The following is a 16669-nucleotide window of genomic DNA, read 5'->3' on the forward strand; positions in this document are numbered from 1 at the left end:
TGGTGAAAGCAGTCGCGGCCGGTCGGCTTCGAGGGCCGACCGGCCGCGGATGACGCCCCGACACTGTCGGAATGTCGATCAATTGGTCAATCGATTAATCGGTTTCTTACCTGGCGTTCTTCTTACCGGGCGGCCGAGAACACGAACGAGAACTCCGCCGGCTCCGCCTTCAGGAAGTACTGCGGCAGCGGACCCGGGCCGCACGACTGCGAGCCGATGCCGTGCTGACCGTGGTCGAGGTTGACCCACACCGTGTCGCCGGGCGTGAGGTCGGTGCGGTGCCGCGCCGCCTCCAGCTGCTCGGTCGTCCAGCGCCGCGCGGTGAAGAAGAACTCCGGGTCGCCCTCGATCCGCAGCCCGCCGAGCTCCACCCAGCGGACGTCGGCACGGGCGCCGTTCTCCTGCGGGCGGACGTACGGCGTCTGCAGGCCGTCCACCGTCGACTGCCAGCGGCCGACCATGGACGCCGTCCTGGTGTCCGGGTACGCCTCGCCGGGGCCGCCGCCGAACCACTCCACCGAGTCGGCCTCGGACAGCCCGAAACGCACGCCGAGCCGCGGCAGCGGCACCGTCCAGTCGCCCTCCGGTGTCACGGACACGGTCAGCCGCAGCCGCTCGCCGTCGGACGTCCAGCGGTACACGGTGTCCAGGCCGACCTCGCGGGCCGCGGGCGCCACCCGGGTGCGTACCGTCAGCGCGTCCTCGCCCACCTCGACCGAGGCCAGGCGGTGCCGCATCCGGTGCAGGCCGAGGGTGCGCCAGAGCATCCCGTAGCGGGTGTCCGTCTGCCACTCGGCGCCGTCGTCGTTGTCGGTCGGCGCCCGCCACACGTCCAGCCGTGGCGAACCCACCTTCACGCCGCCGATCGACCGCAGCGCACCGGTGCGCGCGTCGAACTCGGCCGGGCCGAGGGTGATCCGGTCGTCGTCGCGCACCGGCCGGTCGGTCGCGGGGACGACCGGCAGCGGCCGCGCCGCGACGGCGAACTGCCCCCACGCCACGACGTGGTTCCTGGCGGCCCAGGCCGTGTCGTCCGCGAGCAGCGCCCGCACCGTCCACTGCCGTTCGCCGCCCCGGCCGTCCGCGGGCGGCTCCGGCAGCTTCACCTCCGCGCTCTCGCCCGGCGCGAGGACCGGCACCGCCAGCGAACCCGACTCGACGGTCTCGCCGTCGACCTGGCAGGACCACTCGAAGGCCAGCGCGGACAGGTCCGCGAAGTCCTGCTTGTTGGTGATCCGCACGGTGCCGCTCGCGCCCTCGCCCTCGATCCGGACCGGCTCGATGACCTTCTTGTACTCGATCAGACCCGGCGACGGCGTCCGGTCGGGGAAGATCAGCCCGTCGCACACGAAGTTCCCGTCGTGCAACTCCTCGCCGAAGTCACCGCCGTAGGCGTAGCCCAGCTCGGCGTGGCGCACGCCGTGGTCGATCCACTCCCAGATGAACCCGCCCTGAAGCCGCTCGTGCTTCTCGAACAGCTCCTGGTAGTCGGCGAGCCCGCCCGGCCCGTTGCCCATCGCGTGCCCGTACTCGCACTGGATGAACGGCAGCTCCCGGCGCTTGTGGGTGCCGCCGTCGAGCCGCTGCCCGATCTTGTCGACCTCGTCGTGGAAGGCGTACATCCGCGAGTACACGTCGGTGTCGCGGCAGTTCCAGTCGCCCTCGTAGTGCACCAGCCGCTCGGGGTCCCGCTCGTGGATCCACTCGGCCATGGCGGTGAGGCCGCGCCCGGTGCCGGCCTCGTTGCCCAGCGACCAGAACACCACCGACGGGTGGTTCTTGTCCCGCTCGACCATGCGCGCGGCCCGGTCCAGCAGCGCCGGCGTCCAGCGGTCGTCGTCGACCGGGTTGTCCCGCCAGTCCTGCTCGGTGAACCCGTGGGTCTCCAGGTCGCACTCGTCGATGACCCACAGGCCGTACTCGTCGCACAGGTCGAGGAAGGCCGGGTGCGGCGGGTAGTGCGAGGTGCGCACGGCGTTGAGGTTGTGCCGCTTCATCAGCAGCACGTCCTCGCGCATGGTCTCCAGGTCGAGGGCACGGCCCCGCTCCGGGTGCCACTCGTGCCGGTTGACGCCCTTGAAGAGGACGGCCGTTCCGTTGACCTTGATCAGGCCGTCCTCCAGGACGACCGTACGGAAACCGATCCGCAGCGGCACCCGCTCGCCCTTGGTGGCCAGCACACCGTCGTACAGCTTCGGCGTCTCGGCGGTCCACGGCTCGACCGCGACCGTCACCGTCTCGCCGGTCGCGACGTCGATGTCCAGGGCCGGGACGGTCACCCGCCCCTCGACGTCGGAGTCGACGCGCAGGGTGCCCTCACCGGTGGTGTGGTCGTACGAGGCGTGCACGAAGAAGTCGCCCGCGCTGCCCGCCGGGCGGTGCAGCAACGTCACGTCTCGGAAGATGCCCGGCAGCCACCACTGGTCCTGGTCCTCCAGGTACGACCCCGCCGACCACTGGTGCACACGCACCGCGAGGACGTTGCCGCCGGGCTTCAGCAGGTGCTCGACCGTGAACTCGTGCGGCAGCCGGGAGCCCTTGAACTCGCCGAGCTCCGTGCCGTTCAGCCAGACCCGGGCGCAGGACTCGACCCCGTCGAACCGCAGCACCGCGCCACCGTCCGCCGGCCAGTCGGACGGCAGGTCGAAGACGCGCAGATGGTCGCCGGTCGGGTTCTCCGTCGGGACGTGCGGCGGGTCCACCGGGAAGGGGTACAGGTGGTTGGTGTAGATCGGCGACCCGAACGCCCCGTCGCCCTGGAGGACCCAGTGCCCGGGGACCGTGACCTCGGCCCAGTCACCGGCGTCGAAGCCCTCCCCGGCGAACGAGTCGTCCTCGGCGTCGATCGTCGCCGACAGCCGGAACCGCCAGCTGCCGTTCAGCGACAGGGACGGGGCGTCCGAGGCCGCGTACCAGGCACGGGGCGGCAGGGCCCCGCTGCCGGGGGAGACGTCCTCGACGTAGTCGACGGATGGGGTGGTGCGGAAAGACATCGGTCTCCTAGCTCAGCCCTTGATGCCGGTCTGCGCGATCCCCTGCACCAGCCAGCGCTGGAGGAAGAGGAAGACGAAGATCAGGGGCAGGATCGAGATGGCGGTGGCCATGAAGATCAGGTGGTAGTTGACGGTCTGGTTCGTCATGTACGACGACAGTGCGACCTGCACGGTCCAGGCACTCGGATCCTGTCCGATGACCAGGGGCCACAGGAAGGCGTTCCAGCCGTTGATGAAGGTGATCGTGGCGATGGCCGCGAAGAAGTTCAGCGAGTTCGGCACGACGATCCGCCAGTACGCGCCCCAGTAGCCGAGCCCGTCCACGCGCGCCGCCTCCTCGAGCTCCTTCGGGAACCCAAGGAAGTACTGCCGGAACAGGAAGCACGTGAAACCACTGAAGAGGCCCGGGATGATGAGACCCCGGTAACTGTCCACCCAGCCGAGGGACGAGACCAGAACGAAGCTGGGCACGAAGGTGACCGCCGTGGGAACCATCAGCGTCGCCAGGACGGCGTAGAACACCTTGTTGGCGTGCTTGTAGGGGATCCGCGCGAGGCCGTACCCGGCGAGCGAGCAGATCAGCAGGATGCCCGAGGTGTGCAGGACGGCCACGACCACGGAGTTCCACAGGGCCCGGGCGAAGTCGACGGTGACGTCGTCGAAGGGCTCGCTGAAGTTGCCCCACTGGATGGAGGTGGGGAGCCACTTCCACTCCTCGCCCGTGATCTCCGGGTCCGTCATCAGCGCGTTGCGGACGATCAGATAGAAGGGGATGAGGAAGAGCAGGCCCGCGACGCCGGTCGCGATGTACAGGCCGGTGTTTCCGATGACGCCGCCGCGCTTGGCCTTGACCGGCTCGGCGGTCTTCCTGACGTCGGGTGCTGTGGTGGTCACTTGGACTCCTCGCCCCTTCCGAAGCCCATGATCTTGCCCTGGAAGAGGGTCACGACGCAGATGAGCAGGGTCAGGACGACCGCGCCCGCGCTGCCCGCGCCGTAGTTCTGGTTCTGGCCGAGGGCCATCTTGTAGAGCTCGACCAGCGGCGGCTGGCCCCAGGTGGCCTTGCCGAGCAGGTTGAAGAACTCGTCGAAGGCCTGGTAGGCGGCGACCAGCAGCAGCAGGATCACCGCGGTGGAGGTGGCGCGCAGCTGCGGCAGCGTGATGTGCCGGAACGTCTGCCAGCCCGGCTTGGCGCCGTCGATGGAGGCGGCCTCATACAGCTCCCGCGGGATGTTCTGCAGCGCCGCGATGAAGAGGATCATGTAGAAGCCCGACTGGAGCCAGAGGCGGACGGTCACGATGACCAGCCAGTACCAGGGCGGGTCGGGGTTGGCCAGCCAGGCGATGTTGTCGATGCCGAACCAGCCGAGGAAGGTGTTGGCCAGGCCGAAGCGGACGCCGTTGAAGATGGACATCTTCCAGATCAGCGCGGCGGCGACATAGCTGACCGCGGTCGGCAGGAAGAACACCGACCGGAAGAACGCCCGCATGAACCGCAGCCGGTTGACCAGCAGGGCGAGCCCCAGCGACATGGCCCAGGTGGCGGGCACGATGAACGCGGCGAACACGGTGAACGTGACGAGCGAGTTCCGGAAGTTCGTGTCCGTCAGGACCTGCTTGTAGTTGTCGAGGCCGACGAACTCGCTCGGCGTGACCGTGAATCGTGCCTCGAAGAAGCTGAGCCAGATGCTCCAGCCGATGGGCACGAAGACGAAGATCACCAGGCCGATCAGGAAGGGGCCGGTGAAGAGCCAGAAGTTGAAGGTGCTGCTCGCCCCGAGGCCCCGCCGCGGCCGGGCCTTGGAGACCTTGGCCGGGGCGGGCTGGGCGACCCCGCGTGTGGTGGTGGTCGACATGTCGAGATCCGTCCGGCGGCCTAACCGAAGAGCTTCTTGAGTTCGGCGTCGACCTTCTTCTCACAGGCATCGAGCGCGGCCTTGGGGTCGCCGTTCTTGCGGACGGTGTTGGCGATCACGTCCCAGAACGCGGCGATCATGGCCTGCGTCCAGCCGATGTTGTCGAAGTGCCCGAACTCGTTGAAGAGCTTCACGCCCTCGGCCGGCAGGCCGGACTTCAGCTTGGTCGCGGACGCGGCGAGCGAGGTGCGCGGCGGGATGTGGAAGCCGTAGGAGGTGGCGAAGTCCTCCTGGTACTTCTTCTGGTCGATCCACAGCCACTTGACGTATTCCTTGGCCGCCTCGACGTTCTTGCCCTTGGCGTTGACGAACATCGACCAGCCGCCGTTGTAGACCGACTGCTTGCCGGCCGAGCCGACCTTCGGGAACGGGAAGATGCCGATGTCGTCGCCGAGCGCCTTCTGCATGGCCGGCATGGCCCACATGCCGCACCACTGGATCGCGGTGAGGCCCTGGATGAGGGCCGACGGGTCCCACGAGTCGGCGGGGGCGTCGAGGAGCAGGTTGCCGCTGGTGAAGAGAGCGCGCAGCTGCTTCAGACCGTCGGCGACGGCGTCCGTGTTGAAGGCGGGCTTGTTGTCCGCGGTGAGCGTGTCGGCACCGGCCGACCAGATCAGCGGGCGGTCGATCGACGTCAAGTCGTTGCCGAGGAAGAGGCCCTTGACCTTGCTCGTGGTCAGCTTGTCGGCAGCCTCGATCAACTCTTCCAGCGTGGTCGGAACCTGGACCCCGGCCTTCTTGAAGAGCGAGGGCCGGTAGAAGAGGAACTGCGGGTCGTCGATCATCCGGACGCCGTATATCTTGCCGTCGACCGTGTGCGACTTGATGTCGGCCGGGTTGAAGTCGTCCTTGACCGGATCGATGATGTCGCTCAGGTCGGCCACCTGGCCGCTCTTGACCATCTGGATCTGCGGGTGGAACTCGAAGACGTCGGGCGCGTTCTTGGTGAGCAGCGCGGCGAAGAGCTTCTGCTCGTAGTTGTTGCCGGTGATCCACTGGGTGGCCACGTTGGCGTCCTTGTACGCCTTCGCGTAGCGCTTCACGGCCTGCTCGACGCCCGCCTCGCCGTACGCGTGGAAGTACTGGACGAGGGCGTCGCCCGACCCGCCCGCGCCGCGTCCGGTGTTGCTGCCGCACGCGGCGAGTCCGCCGGCGGCGGCCAGGCCCATCGCGGCCCGCAGTACGTTTCGGCGGTCCCAGTTCATGTTGCTCGATGCCGACATGCTGACGTCCTTGTCTCGAGTGCGGCTGCGGCTCTTCGGCTCACTGCCGAATGGCGTACGGCCCGGGGGCTCGCGCCAGATGGCTCAAAGAGAGGGTGCGGTGCGGGACGCTAGAGCTTCGGCTAAGGCTTCGGCAAGGGGTTGGACGAAGTCTGTTCGAAGCGTTGTGTCCGGTTCGTGATTTCGAACAAATGGGGGAGGTGGAGGAGTCGCCTCCGTCGCTACGAGGGTGGTGTGGCGGCGGTGCGGGTTCGGCTCCGCGCGGGGGCGGTGCGTGTGCCGTTCTTCTGCCCGGCGGCCTGCAGTGCGCCTTCGAGCGCGAACGTCGCCGCGCCCAGGCACACGGGGTCGGTGGGGATCGGGGAGAGGACGATCTCGGTGGCGGCCAGGGGCCGTGGCAGCGCGTGCCGGGTCACGGCCTCGCGCACCTCGTGCAGCAGTGGTTCGCCCAGGGCGATGCCGACCCAGCTGCTCAGCACGACGATCTCGGGGTTGAACAGATTGACCAGGTCCGCGACGCCGGCTCCCAGGTAGCGGGCGGTCTCGTGGACGACCCGGCGCGCCACCGGGTCGCCCGCCGCGACTCCGCGTGCCAGCGCGTCGATGGTCGCCGTCTGGTCCTCGGGGTGCAGCAGCGCGCTGTCGGGGCTGAGTTCGCGCAGGTTCATCATGATGCCGCGCGCGCCGACGTAGGCCTCCACGCAGCCGTGGTTGCCGCACCGGCACAGCCGCCCGTCCAGCACCATCGTGGTGTGGCCCCACTCGCCGGCGCTGTTGCTCACGCCGCGGTGCAGTCCGCCGCCCAGGACGAGCCCGGCGCCCACGCCGGTCCCGAGGTTGACCACCACGGCGTTGCTCCGGCCGCGCGCGGCCCCGAACCACAGCTCGGCGACCGCGCTGGCCCGCAGCGGGTTGTCCAGGTGCAGCGGGTAGGCGATGTGCTCGGTGAGCAGGTCGAGCAGCGGTACGGAGTGCCAGTCCCAGTTGGGCGCGTACTCCGAGATGCCGGTGGCGCGGTCCACCTGCCCCGGCACGCTCACGCCGACCCCGAGCACCCGGGCGCCCTCGATGCCCGCCTGGGTGACCACCGAGCCGACGGCGGTGGCCACATGGCCGACCACCTGCTCGGGCAGACTCTCACTCGCGCGGACGTCCTCGTCGGCGCGGGCCAGCACGTTCAGCCCCAGGTCGAACAGCTCGACGTGGACGTAGGTCTCGGCGATGTCGACGCCGATCAGCGCGCCTCCCGAGGCGTTGACCGCGACCAGACCCCGGGGGCGTCCGCCGGCCGAGTCCTCGAAGCCGACCTCCGTGATCATGCCCAGGTCCAGCAGCTCACCGACGAGTGTGGCCACCGTGGCGAGGCTGAGGCCGGTGGCGGCCGCCAGCTCCTGCCGGGAGGTGGGCGACTCGGCGATGATCTGGCGCAGCACCTCGTAGCGGTTGGCGGTGCGGATGTCACGTGATGTGCGCTTCACCGGGTGCCCCATTCCTTCCCAGACCGGCCCTGGCCGGGTCGACGTCGGCACCGGCGCGGCGCAAGGCTATGGGCTGCCGGGACTTTCGACAAGGGGTTTGGAAAGGGGCTTTATAAAGTGCGCTCCAGGTGAGGGCCGAGGGTGGCCGGCCGTGGCCGGACGATGATGCCTCAGGCCGCGCGCCGGGTGTGTCAGTCCCCGTCCCGGGCGGCTCCGCCGGACGGGCACCTGGCGGCATCGTCCGGTGCGTTCGCGCCCGCGCCGGCGACGGCTGCCGCGAGCTGCTGCTGCACCCCCTCCGGCAGCGTGCTGCCGCGCACGGTGCCCACCAGGTCGCGGGCCAGGTGGTGCAGCTTGGTGTTGGTGTTCTGGGACGTCCTGACCAGCACGCTCCAGGCCGCTTCGGGGCTCAGGCCGAAGGAGGCCATCAGGATGCCGCGGGCCAGGTCGATGGTGGGCCGGGTCTGCATCGCCCGTCGCAACTGGGCCACCTCGGTACGCAGCTCCCGGTCGCCGTCGGCCTGCGTGGGGACGGCCGGGAGCTCCTGCGGACCGGGATCCGTGAACAGCTCCTTCGTGCCGGTCAGTTCGAGAACGCGCCCGACCGTGCGGCCGGTGGAGCGGACGGTCACCGACTTGCTCTGGTCCAGGGCGCGCAGGCGCAGGTCGAGCAGTGTGTTGACTCCGGAGCAGTCGCAGAACCCGACCGCGTCCAGACGCAGGTCGATGCCGCTGCCCGACAGTGTGAGGATGTCGTACAGGTCAGGCAGGAGCCGTCGGCTCCCCAGGTCCAGTTCGCCCCAGAGGGTCACGGTCATCCGGTCGCCGTCCGGAATGACGTCCATGGTCGCCATGCACGGCGGCAGCGCCTCCGGTGCGCCGTCGTCCGCCGTGGGCACGGCACCCCCCTGCGTGTGAGACCGCGCAGAGTACGCAGGCTCCGGCATGGCCCTGTTCTCCCTCGTCCGCTCGCCCTGCCTCCGCTTTCCAGCGTCGCTTCTCTACCCCACACACGTCAACTGATACATGAAACGAAGTACGTGTTTTTGAATGCGTGTACCCGAGGTCGGTAGAGTCGGGGTATGGATGGAGTGCCCGAGTCACACACCGGATGGACGTTCCTCACCAACCATGCCCGGGTGCTGGCGGTCATCGCCGACAACCACAGCGCCCGCATCCGGGACATCGCGGCCCACTGCCGGCTCACCGAACGCGCCGTGCAGAAGATCATCGCCGACCTGGAGCAGGACGGCTATCTCTCCCACACCCGGGCGGGCCGCACCAACACGTACCGGATCGACCCCGGCAAGGTGCTGCGTCACCCCGCCGAGGCCGGGCTGACCGTGGCGTCGCTGCTCTCCCTGCTCGTCAAGGACGAGGTCGACCGCGTCACGACCTCGGGTACCCGAGACCTGCCGCACGCCACGGCCTGACCCCGGCCGCGCGCCACGGCCGGACCCCGGCCGCACACCCCGGCCGGACCCCGGCCGCACACCCCGGCCGGACCCCGGCCGCGTGCCACGGCTTGACCCCGGTCGCGCGCCACGGCCTGACCCCGGCCGCACGTCACGACCTGACGCGCGGGAAGCCCGCCTACGCCTCCGCGAGCACCTGCCGCACGAAGGCGTTGGCGAACGTGCCGCGCGGGTCCAACTCCCGGGCGAGGGCCCGGAAGTCGCCCAGTCGCGGATACAGTCCGCGCAGGGCGGACGCGGGGAGCGTGAACACCTTCCCCCAGTGCGGCCGCGCCCCGTAGGGGGCCAGCGCCTCCTCGACCCGCCGTACCACCGGCAGCACCGTCGCCGTGTCCTCGACCCAGGTGAAGTGCGCCGCCACGGTGTCCCGGCCGTAGGAGGGGCTCAGCCACTGGTCGTCGCCGGCGACCGTGCGCACCTCGCAGGTCTGCAGGACGGGGGCGATCGTCCCGCGGATCGCGTCCAGCGCGTGCAGCATCTCGACGGCGTGCCCGCGCGGCAGCAGGTACTCCGACTGCAGCTCCGCCCCGCTGCTCGGGACGAACTCCGCCCGGAAGTGCGGCAGTCGCTCGTGCCAGGGCCCCGGCACGCCGAACTGCTCGGTGCAGTTGACCGCGGGCATGCCCGGCACGGGGTGCATCTTCTCGGTGGCGCGAGGGGCCCAGGGGAAGGCGGGCAGCGGCTGGTCGGTGCGCCGCTTGAGCCACACCTGCCGGAAGCCCGGCTCCCGCCAGTCGGTGAACAGGCTGACGCTGTAGCCCGTCGCCATCACCGTCTCGAACGTCCCGGAGTCCAGGCCCTCCAGCGGCAGTTCGGTGAACACGTGCTGCTCGGCCTCGAAGGCCGGCTCCAGGTCCAGGGTGAGCGCCGTGACGACGCCGAGCGCGCCGAGTGACGTGACGGCCCCGCCGAACCGCTCCTCGTCCCGGCCTATGGTCACCGTCGAGCCGTCGGCCGTGACCATCTCCACCTCGCGCACGGACACCGAGAGCGGGCCGTTGAGCACCCCGGAGCCGTGGGTGCCGGTCGCGACGGACCCGGCCACCGAGATGTGCGGCAGGGAGGCCATGTTGTGCAGCGCGAGTCCCTGCCCGTGCACCCGGCGGGCCAGCTCCGCGTAGCGCACGCCACCACCGACCCGGACCGTACGGGCCACCGTGTCGACGTCCACCTCCGGCGGCAGGTCGGCCAGCGACAGCAGCACCCCCTCCGCGCCCGGCTCGGCGATCTCGTTGAACGAGTGCCCGCTGCCCAGGACCCGCACCCGGTCGCTGTCCGCGACGAGCGCGCGCAGCGCGACGAGCGAGCCCGGCCGGTGCAGTTCCTTGGCCGCGTAGGTGATGTTCCCCGCCCAGTTGGTCACGGTCCCGTTCATCGCGTCGTCCTTCCCCGAGTCGGTCACGCGGGGACCGGGAGAGCCCCCGCCGGAACCTACCTCGGCCGGTCCTCGATTGCTCCCGCCTCCCGGCTCGGCCTACCGTGGAGAAGTTGTAGAGAGCGGTTTCTGCCCGCTCTTCCTCCCCATGCGCCGCCGAGCCGGAAGGTCACCCCCTTGAGCCAGCGCCCCCAGGCACTGTTCGCCATGGACGCCGAGAACGTGCCGCGGGTCTTCCCGCCCGAGGTGCTGGCCCGGCTGCGCGAGTCCGTGGACGTCGACCCCGCGCTCGTCGTGCGGGACTTCACCGACCCGGGCGTGCGCGACGCGCTGGCCCGGACCGAGATCCTGATCACCGGCTGGGGCTGCCCCCGGATTGACGAGGCCGTCCTCGACGCGGCTCCCCGGCTGCGCGCCGTGCTGCACTCGGCCGGGTCGGTGAAGTCCTTCGCCACCCCCGGGATCTGGCGGCGCGGCATCACCGTCTCCACGGCCGCCGCGGCCAACGCCCTGCCGGTCGCCGAGTACACCCTCGCCATGATCCTGCTCGCCGGGAAGGACATCCTCGCCGCCCGCGAGCGGCTGCGCGCCGACCGCACCTCCACCGGCTGGAGTGTCGTCCCGGGCATCGGCAACTACGGCCGCCGGGTCGGCGTCGTCGGCGCCTCCCGCATCGGCCGCCGTCTCCTCGACCTGCTGCGCCCCTTCGACCTGCGGCCCGCCCTCACCGACCCGTACGTCGACGAGAAGGAGGCCGCCGCGCTCGGCGTCCCCCTGCTGCCGCTGGACGACCTGCTGCGCACCAGCGACATCGTCACCGTCCATGCCCCCGAGACACCCGAGACCCACCACCTGATCGGCCGTCGCGAGCTGGCCCTGATGCCGGAGGGGGCGGTGCTCGTCAACACCGCCCGCGGCGCGCTGGTCGATCACGACGCCCTCGTCGCGGAACTGCGCACCGGGCGCCTGACCGCGATCCTCGACGTCACCGATCCCGAGCCGCTCCCCGCCGACTCGCCCATCTACGACCTGCCCGGAGCCTTCGTCACCCCGCACCTCGCGGGCTCCCAGGGCAACGAACTGGCCCGGCTCGGGATGACGGTCGCGGAAGAGGCCGCGCGTCTGCACGCGGGAGCACCGCCGGCCCACGCGATCGACCTGGCATCCCTGGAACGCCTGGCCTGAGGCCGATACCGGAAGGCTGTGGGGCGCCTTGGTGACACCTCCTACGGCTCGGACCTGTGGACCGTCCCCGCCGACGGCACCGGCAGGGCCCGGCGGCTGATGAGCTCCGCCGTGGCACCCGCCCACCCGGGGTGACAAACGGGGCATCGGGGACCCCGGTGCGACTCCCGCGCTCGCGGCGGCATACCGTGAGGAGTCGTACGTCCGAACCGGGAGGAGACACGGGATGGGCAGCGGCAGCCGTACCGCGCTGGTCGAGGATCTGATGGAGCGATTCCCGCACGTTCCGCGGGAGGCGGTCTTCAAGGAGGACCTGCTCCGGGGCGGTGTGGCCTTCGACCCCTCGGCGCTCAGCGACAACGAGGGCGGCGAGGTCAAGCCGAAGTCGTACTTCATCTTCTCCTTCGACCACGGCACCCTGCCCGAGCTCGGCGAGGCCGCACTGCGCCGCCCGCCCGAGGAGATCGTCCTCACCGGCGGCCCCTACGACCTGCGCCGCACGGTCGTCTCGGTCCGCGTGAACCCCTCCTCGCCGTACCGCGTGGCGGCGGGCGAGGACGGGATGCTCGGCCTCTACCTCGACGGCAGGCGCATCGCCGACGTGGGCGTGCCCCCCATGCCGGAGTACTACCGCCACAAGCTCTCCAACGGGAAGTCGGTCATGGAGGTGGCCCCGACCATCCAGTGGGGCTACCTGATCTACCTGACCGCGTTCCGCGTCTGCCAGTACTTCGGCGCCAAGGAGGAGTGCCAGTACTGCGACATCAACCACAACTGGCGCCAGCACAAGGCGGCGGGCCGCCCGTACACGGGCGTGAAGGACGTCGACGAAGTCCTCGAGGCGCTCGAGATCATCGACAAGTACGACACCGCGAAGGCGTCCACCGCGTACACGCTCACCGGTGGCGCGATCACGACGAAGGTCCAGGGCCTGGACGAGGCGGACTTCTACGGGCGGTACGCCAAGGCCATCGAGGAGCACTTCCCGGGCCGCTGGATCGGCAAGGTCGTCGCCCAGGCGCTGCCCAAGGACGACGTGCAGCGCTTCAAGGACTACGGCGTGCAGATCTACCACCCCAACTACGAGGTGTGGGACGAGTACCTGTTCAAGATGTACTGCCCCGGCAAGGAGCGCTACGTCGGCCGCGACGAGTGGCACAAGCGCATCCTCGACTCGACCGAGGTCTTCGGCGCGCGCAACGTCATCCCCAACTTCGTGGCGGGCGTGGAGATGGCCGAGCCGTTCGGCTTCACCTCGGTCGACGAGGCCATCGACTCGACCACCGAGGGCCTGCGCTTCTTCATGTCGCACGGCATCACGCCCCGCTTCACCACCTGGTGCCCGGAGCCCACGACCCCGCTCGGCAAGGCCAACCCGCAGGGCGCGCCCCTGGAGTACCACATCCGTCTGCTCCAGGCCTACCGGCAGACGATGGAGGACTTCGGCCTCTCCTCGCCCCCCGGCTACGGTCCGCCCGGCGCCGGCAACGCGGTCTTCTCGGTCAGCTCCTTCATGGACAGTCTGCCGGCGGACGCGAACACCCCCGTCTGATAACGCTTTGGTGACGTCGTCCCTCATTTCGGCACGGCGTCGAGCCACAGGGCGGTTGCATCCGTACGACACACCGAGGCCGGAGTCGTGGGGGCGCACCGCCCTGTCCTGACATCTGAACAGGGCGCTTGTCAGTTGTGAGGGAGGCGTGAAAAGCTCTTGCCCTGCCGCGAGGTTCCCCCCAACTCCATGGCCGCTGTGGTGAGTTGATCTCGCTTTGGATGCAGGAGACTCATGCCCGACCTGCCGACCCCTCAGGACGCCGCCGAGGCCGCGCTGTTCTCCGAGTGCTGGGACGCGGTCCTCGCCTACGCCGATCTGTGCACGTCCGGCTCCACCGCCGCCGCACAGCTCGGCCGCGAGGCGTTCGCACACGGCACACGCGAGGCCCGTGCGGCCGAAGCCGGCCCGGTCCGGAGCGCCGGCCGCCGTCCCGCCCGGCTGCCCCGCATACCCCTGCTGCTGACCGCCGTACGCACCATGGCCGCGAGCTGGGAGGAGGACGGCCAGGGGCACAAGCTCGACCCCGACCTGCGTCTGTGGCTCAACTCCGACAAGGCCGCCCGCTACACCGGACCCCCGCTGCAGCGCCCGCTCGCGCTGCGCGGCCTGCGCGACCTCCAGCAGGCCGACGCGGAACTGCTGTGGCTGGCCGAGGTGGAGGCCCTGGACCTGCCCGTGGTCGCCCGCCGCCTCGGACTCGACCCGGACACCGTCGCCGAGGAACTCCAGCAGGTGCGCACCCTGTTCCGGGACCGCTGCCACCGCAACCACCTCGACACCCCGATGGACGCACGGTGCCGCAGCTACGCCCGGCTGCTGGACGCCGTCACCCGCTCCTGTGCCGCCGACGCCCCGGGCGACCTCTCCCGGCACCTCGCCACCTGCGTGCAGTGCGCCGAGGCCGCCGCCTGTCTGCGCCTGCACGGCGGCGGACTCCCCGGGGCCCTGGCCGGCGGGGTGATCGGCTGGGGCGGGCTCGCCTACCTGGAACGCCGCCGCCGCGCCGCCGAGGTGCGGCTCGGCGCCGGCCGCCCCGGCCCGGCGGGCAAGGCGGCCGGCGAAGAGGAGGACGGGACGCAGAAGGCGCGCGTCGCCCGCAACGGCCTCCTCGTCGCCGCCGTCCTGGTCTCCCTGCTCGCCCTCGGCGTCTCGATGATGCCGTTCGGCGGCTCCGGGGACGACCTCGGCGCGCGCGGCGACGCTCGCCGTCAGCCGGTGGCCGACCCCAACCCGTCCCTGCCGTCTCCCCCTTCGCTGCCTCCCGCGACCTCGAAGCCTGCCGCCACCGCCACCGCCACCGCCTCCGAGGGCGAGGAGCACACCGAGCGGCCGGGCAAGCCCGAGGACGGCGACGACGACCGCAGGACCGAACCGCAGGGCACCTCCTCTCCCACCGGCCGGACCGAACCCGGCGAGAGCGAGGACCCCGCCTGCCGGGTCGAGTACGACCTCGTCAACCAGTGGCCCGACGGCTTCCAGGCCACCGTCACCGTCACCAGCAGCGCGGCCCTCGACTCCTGGCGCGTGTCCTGGTCCTTCCGGGACGGCCAGCGGGTCGGCCAGATGTGGGACGCCTCCGTCTCCCAGGACGGCTCCCGCGTCACCGCCACCGCCGCCGACTACAACAAGTCCGTCCCCGCGGGCTCCGACCTCGCCTTCGGCTTCATCGCCTCCTGGCGCGGCAAGAACTCCCCGCCGTACGGCTTCACACTGAACGGCCACGACTGCGCGAAAAGCGGTTGACGCAACTCCGCCGTGACGGGATAGCGTTACGGCGGTTCCACGAAGTGGGCCGAGGCGAGTCGAGAAACGAGGAGGTGTCGACCGATGGCTGTCATTGCGATGGGCGCTGCCCGCATCCAGTTCATCCACTCCACCTCCTTGGCCGCCGGCTGACCCGACCGACGTCGGGCCGGGGGCCGACCTTGGGAAGGGTCACCCTTGACCGCCAGCTCCGCTGCATCCGTTTTCACCGCGCTCGCTCCCTACGGCTGGGACGAGGCCTGGTCCGAGGCGTTCACCCCGTACGAGGCCGACGGGCTGCTGCCCGGGCGCGTCGTCCGGGTCGACCGCGGCCAGTGCGACGTCGTCACCGCCGACGGCGTACTGCGGGCCGACACCACGTTCGTCACCCCGCACGACCCGATGCGGGTCGTCTGCACCGGTGACTGGGTCGCCGTCGAACCCGGCGGGAACCCGCGCTACGTCCGCGCGTATCTGCCACGCCGCACCGCGTTCGTCCGCTCCACCTCCTCCAAGCGGTCCGAGGGGCAGATCCTCGCCGCCAACGTCGACCACGCCATCGTCGCCGTGTCCCTCGCCGTCGAGCTCGACCTCGGCCGCGTCGAACGGTTCCTGGCGCTCGCCTGGGAGTCCGGGGCGCAGCCCGTCGTCGTCCTCACCAAGGCCGACCTCGTCCCGGACGCCGTCACCCGCGCCCACCTCGTCCAGGACGTGGAGACGAGCGCGCCCGGCGTGCCGGTCGTGCTCGTCAGCTCCGTCGAGGGGGACGGGCTCGACGTGCTGGCGGCGATCGCCGGCGGAGGGACGTCCGTGCTGCTCGGGCAGTCCGGCGCGGGCAAGTCGACCCTCGCCAACGCGCTGCTCGGCGAGGACGTCATGACCGTCCACGCCACCCGGGACGTCGACGGCAAGGGCCGCCACACCACGACCACCCGCAATCTCCTCGCCCTGCCCGGCGGGGGCGTCCTGATCGACACCCCCGGACTGCGGGGCGTCGGACTCTGGGACGCCGAGACAGGCGTCGGGCAGGTCTTCTCCGAGATCGAGGACCTGGCCGAGCGGTGCCGTTTCCACGACTGCGCCCACGAGGCCGAGCCGGGGTGCGCCGTGCTGGCCGCCATCGAGACCGGGGAACTGCCGGAGCGGCGGCTGGAGAGCTACCGCAAGCTCCTCCGGGAGAACCAGCGCATCGTCGCCAAGACCGACGCCCGTCTGCGGGCGGAGATCCGCAAGGACTGGAAGCGGAAGGGGGCGATCGGAAGGGCCGCGATGGAAGCCAAGCGCGGACCGCACTGGCGTTCGTAGGCGCGTCGCCCCGTCCGAGCGCGGTGTCCGATTTCCGCCAGCGACATCCCCGCCGGGGGCGGAGACTGGACACCGTGATGGACGAAGACACGAGGGAAGACCCCAGGTACGAGGCCGTACGCAGCCGTGACGGGCGTTTCGACGGCGCCTTCTTCTTCGCCGTCGAGACGACCGGCATCTACTGCCGCCCGAGCTGCCCCGCGGTCACCCCGAAGCGGGCCAACGTACGGTTCTTCACCACGGCCGCCGCCGCGCAGGGCTCGGGCTTCCGGGCCTGCCGGCGGTGCCGCCCGGACGCCGTGCCCGGCTCCGCCGAGTGGAACGTCCGCGCTGACGTGGTGGGCCGGGCCATGCGGCTGATCGCCGCACGGCGTGGTCGACCGGGAGGGCGTCGCCGGTCTCGCCGGACGGCTCGGCTACA

The 16669-nt window shown here is 70.8% G+C and carries 12 protein-coding genes and 1 pseudogene; 6 read left to right on the top strand and 7 right to left on the bottom strand.

Translation table 11 applies throughout. The features are described 5' to 3' along the window. Nucleotides 1–122: 122 nt before the first annotated feature. The 6 genes from SSQG_RS31035 to SSQG_RS31060 form a co-directional block, all read right to left on the bottom strand. Nucleotides 123–2993 carry a glycoside hydrolase family 2 TIM barrel-domain containing protein gene (locus SSQG_RS31035; protein ID WP_003993906.1) on the bottom strand — a complete coding sequence of 957 codons (2871 nt, stop codon included), beginning with the start codon at nucleotides 2991–2993 and terminating at the stop codon, nucleotides 123–125. A gap of 12 nt (nucleotides 2994–3005) precedes the next feature. Beyond that, a complete protein-coding gene (locus tag SSQG_RS31040; protein ID WP_003993907.1) occupies nucleotides 3006–3887 on the bottom strand; it encodes a carbohydrate ABC transporter permease in 882 nt (293 codons plus the stop codon). Further along, nucleotides 3884–4849, bottom strand: coding sequence for a carbohydrate ABC transporter permease (locus SSQG_RS31045; RefSeq protein WP_003993908.1), 966 nt, complete (start codon nucleotides 4847–4849; stop codon nucleotides 3884–3886). Before SSQG_RS31045 ends, SSQG_RS31040 begins: the two co-directional genes overlap by 4 nt. A 20-nt stretch (nucleotides 4850–4869) precedes the next feature. Beyond that, nucleotides 4870–6132, bottom strand: a complete 1263-nt coding sequence (locus SSQG_RS31050) for an ABC transporter substrate-binding protein (RefSeq protein WP_003993909.1) — start codon at nucleotides 6130–6132, stop codon at nucleotides 4870–4872. Nucleotides 6133–6353: 221 nt separating this feature from the next. Next, nucleotides 6354–7622, bottom strand: coding sequence for an ROK family transcriptional regulator (locus SSQG_RS31055; protein WP_003993910.1), 1269 nt, complete (start codon nucleotides 7620–7622; stop codon nucleotides 6354–6356). A 179-nt stretch (nucleotides 7623–7801) separates the two neighbouring features. Continuing rightward, nucleotides 7802–8509, bottom strand: a complete 708-nt coding sequence (locus tag SSQG_RS31060; protein ID WP_244299310.1) for an ANTAR domain-containing protein — start codon at nucleotides 8507–8509, stop codon at nucleotides 7802–7804. A gap of 183 nt (nucleotides 8510–8692) precedes the next feature. Here SSQG_RS31060 and SSQG_RS31065 point away from each other — a divergent pair, with 183 nt between their 5' ends. Next, nucleotides 8693–9043, top strand: a complete 351-nt coding sequence (locus tag SSQG_RS31065; RefSeq protein ID WP_003993912.1) for a helix-turn-helix transcriptional regulator — start codon at nucleotides 8693–8695, stop codon at nucleotides 9041–9043. A gap of 160 nt (nucleotides 9044–9203) precedes the next feature. Here SSQG_RS31065 and SSQG_RS31070 read toward each other — a convergent pair whose 3' ends face one another. Further along, nucleotides 9204–10460 (bottom strand): D-arabinono-1,4-lactone oxidase, encoded by a 1257-nt coding sequence (locus SSQG_RS31070; RefSeq protein WP_003993913.1) that lies wholly within the window; start codon nucleotides 10458–10460, stop codon nucleotides 9204–9206. A gap of 177 nt (nucleotides 10461–10637) precedes the next feature. Between SSQG_RS31070 and SSQG_RS31075 the strand changes: the two genes are divergently transcribed. From SSQG_RS31075 to SSQG_RS31095, 5 genes and pseudogenes are all read left to right on the top strand, one after another. Continuing rightward, nucleotides 10638–11645, top strand: coding sequence for a hydroxyacid dehydrogenase (locus tag SSQG_RS31075; RefSeq protein WP_003993914.1), 1008 nt, complete (start codon nucleotides 10638–10640; stop codon nucleotides 11643–11645). 226 nt (nucleotides 11646–11871) lie between these two features. Beyond that, the gene (locus SSQG_RS31080) at nucleotides 11872–13197 is read left to right on the top strand and encodes a radical SAM protein (RefSeq protein ID WP_003993915.1); all 1326 of its coding nucleotides are present in this window, start codon (nucleotides 11872–11874) and stop codon (nucleotides 13195–13197) included. Nucleotides 13198–13431: 234 nt separating this feature from the next. Beyond that, complete coding sequence (locus SSQG_RS31085) at nucleotides 13432–14943, top strand: cellulose-binding domain-containing protein (RefSeq protein ID WP_003993916.1); 1512 nt, start codon at nucleotides 13432–13434, stop codon at nucleotides 14941–14943. 198 nt (nucleotides 14944–15141) lie between these two features. Continuing rightward, complete coding sequence (gene rsgA, locus SSQG_RS31090; protein ID WP_003993917.1) at nucleotides 15142–16248, top strand: ribosome small subunit-dependent GTPase A; 1107 nt, start codon at nucleotides 15142–15144, stop codon at nucleotides 16246–16248. 77 nt (nucleotides 16249–16325) lie between these two features. Beyond that, nucleotides 16326–16669 (top strand): annotated as a pseudogene (locus SSQG_RS31095) (Ada metal-binding domain-containing protein); the annotation flags it as partial.

The sequence above is a fragment of the Streptomyces viridochromogenes DSM 40736 genome (assembly GCF_000158955.1).
In the GTDB taxonomy this organism is placed as follows: Bacteria; Actinomycetota; Actinomycetes; order Streptomycetales; family Streptomycetaceae; genus Streptomyces; species Streptomyces venetus.